Here is a 2,465-nt window from a genome sequence, read left to right as displayed (position 1 = left end):
GTGATCAACCGCGCTAACTTGGGTATGGAAGTAATGCACGAGCGCAATGCTCACAACTTCCCGCTTGACTTGGCTGCTGGTGAAACAACTCCCGTAGCTTTGGTTGCTCCTTCTATCAATGGCTAAGTTTTAGTCTGAGATTGACAAAAAGCGCTCCTAGAAATAGGGGCGCTTTTTGTTTGGGAAAAAATATTTTTACTCTGGGAATTGGAAGCAGTCCCAAGGGAGTTAGGTCGAGCTTATTTGAGATGGCAATTCGCGGAGATAACAGTTCCCTCGCTGCTGGTAATTCCTGTTAGGCTGGATTGAGGTCGGCTTCTGCTTGGAGACTCACTCATGATAAATTCAAGTTGCTTTAAACATCACAATACATTCATAATTTTCTAGATCGAGAAATAGGTCAACTTGCAAAGTTCCTATTTGTTCAAATCCCTGTTTTTGGTGAAACATTAAGGAACGAGTATTAGCTATTGGCTGGGTAACAATAAACAGCGAAATAAATGAATTTGGAAAAAGTTGATAAATTTCTTTATACATAAATTGAGCAACACCTCTACCCATCCAATCTAACTTTGTTGCTACTCTTTCGAGATAAAAATGCCGATCGCTGGTGACTCTTTTCTTAAAAACCTCATCTTTCCAGATAATTTTATCCAAGATTTCATCAGATATTTTGGGTTGTGATATAGCAACAAACCCCAGAATTTCGCCATCGGCTTTAGCTGACACAAAATATTTGCATGAATTATTTAAGCTTTGGACAATATCATCTTCAGTAATTTGTGTTAGCAAAAAGCCGCGCTCGATCGACGTATTTTGACCGCGCGCATGAGAATTGTGAATATTGACGATCGCCTGTATGTCATCTCGATCGGCTTCTCTAAAAGTTAGATATTCCATTGCATAGTTTGTAAGAACGCTGTCATACATTGGCGATTTTAACGCTCAGGTTTATCTATTCTACCAGCTAGATATAGATCGCATACCAGATCTATTTTTGTAAATATTTTAGGGGCGATCGCCTTCGGACAATATCATGACTGTAGGTATGTCTGCACTTGTGGGCGATCGCATCAAATCCCTGATTCACTAAAAGCTAGGTTCAAATCATCAGTCAACCCCAATTGTTGGGCCCACTCTGTTAAGTAACCCCGATCCAAATTCTCAGATTGGACTTTCAGAATTCCCAAAACATCATTCCATTGTTTTTGAGACTGAGACTGTTGCCGCCAGAGCAGTTTTGCCAACACAATATCTTCAGGAGAAGCCACCCAAAATTGTTCTACACCAGCTTCGTCAAGCGCTTCTAATCGTCGTCTTGCCATTTTTGAGCGATCGAATTCAGTATTAGAATTCAGCACAATATCAGCGTTCAATACTAAAGTCATGTGAGTGACGCTCAACACCATCCCTCTACCCTCTCCAATATCTTTTACCGAACCCGGAGGGCAGTAAAAACCCGCCGTTTCTAGTGCTTCAACTAATTGAAAAATATTGTCCCGGAGCAATTCAATTACTAAATCTAAATCGCGTGTTGTTCTCGGGTCGCCATAGACAGAAGGGGCAACGCCTCCTGTAATATAATAAGAGACACCTAATGTTTCAAAAATTGGGTGCAACACTCTAGCAATTTCGCTGGGGTCTTGCGTCCACATAGAGGGCTCACTGGTGGGTGTTAAAATTGGCAACCACTTGCTACCTAATATCGATCGAGCAAATCGCTCTTTGTAGGTTGAGGGACAAGCTTTTTTCATCCCGCGCAAGCTAACAGTTTTTGCCCAACGATTTAATTTTGCCCCCATTTGCCACCGTTGGGAATTGGTGAGTTGCCGCAGTAGGTAAAAATCAATTGCATCAGCTTCAGGAGTTTTATCATCCGACTGGGAACGGTATCCAGGTTTGATGGATATTTTCGGTATGGGTTGAATCATTTTGCTTGTTGATTTCCCTAATTCTCTATCAATTCCACAGTTGGGACAAGGGGAGAGTTTGTCCGGTAATTGCCTCATGGAAGCCTTGCTGAAGCCCTTCGAGGACAGCTTCAGTGGGGTCATCATCCGGATCGATGTCAGTGTCTTCGGGTACTAAAACAATAATCCGAACGTGGCTGTGGCTTACAATAGCAAGGGGTCTATCGATACAAAGCATCCCTCGACAGTCAATTTTTCCGGTGATTTCAATCGCTTTCATAATATAAGAAACTCGATACAGTTCACTCAGAGAATAAATCTTCTAAATCTCGGTAGCCGCTAACAACCCGCAGAACTTCAATTCCTGCTTCGATCGGACTGTAGAAAATGAGGTAATCGTCGATCGGGAAACTCCGTATATTTTCCATTAACTCATCGCGATTCCGTCCCATACTCGGAAACTGCGAGAGCCTTTGACACTTATAGTTATTTCAAATAAAAATGAGACACTAAGTTGCACAATAAGCGCGAATAATCTCATCAAGAGATGTGGCA

Annotated in this window: 3 protein-coding genes and 2 pseudogenes; 1 reads left to right on the top strand and 4 read right to left on the bottom strand. The window is 42.0% G+C overall.

Annotated elements, in window-relative coordinates; genetic code table 11:
* Positions 1-126: pseudogene (locus QUA07_RS29755) on the top strand (photosystem II q(b) protein); the annotation flags it as partial.
* Between the two features lie 219 nt (positions 127-345).
* On the opposite strand, the gene QUA07_RS29750 reads toward QUA07_RS29755, so the two are convergent.
* From QUA07_RS29750 to QUA07_RS29735, 4 genes and pseudogenes are all read right to left on the bottom strand, one after another.
* A complete protein-coding gene (locus tag QUA07_RS29750) occupies positions 346-900 on the bottom strand; it encodes a GNAT family N-acetyltransferase (protein ID WP_333332823.1) in 555 nt (184 codons plus the stop codon).
* Positions 901-1,073: 173 nt separating this feature from the next.
* The gene (locus tag QUA07_RS29745; protein ID WP_333332821.1) at positions 1,074-1,931 is read right to left on the bottom strand and encodes a hypothetical protein; all 858 of its coding nucleotides are present in this window, start codon (positions 1,929-1,931) and stop codon (positions 1,074-1,076) included.
* A gap of 28 nt (positions 1,932-1,959) precedes the next feature.
* Entirely contained in the window at positions 1,960-2,190 is a 231-nt protein-coding gene (locus QUA07_RS29740) for a type II toxin-antitoxin system RelN family antitoxin (protein ID WP_333332818.1), read from the bottom strand.
* A gap of 22 nt (positions 2,191-2,212) precedes the next feature.
* Positions 2,213-2,380 (bottom strand): annotated as a pseudogene (locus QUA07_RS29735) (type II toxin-antitoxin system RelE/ParE family toxin); the annotation flags it as partial.
* Positions 2,381-2,465 lie beyond the last annotated feature (85 nt).

This window comes from Microcoleus sp. T3_A4 (genome assembly GCF_036700465.1).
Taxonomy (GTDB): Bacteria; Cyanobacteriota; Cyanobacteriia; order Cyanobacteriales; family Microcoleaceae; genus Microcoleus.
Note: the sequence above shows the minus strand (reverse complement) of the source record. Positions and strands in the feature narration are given on the sequence as shown.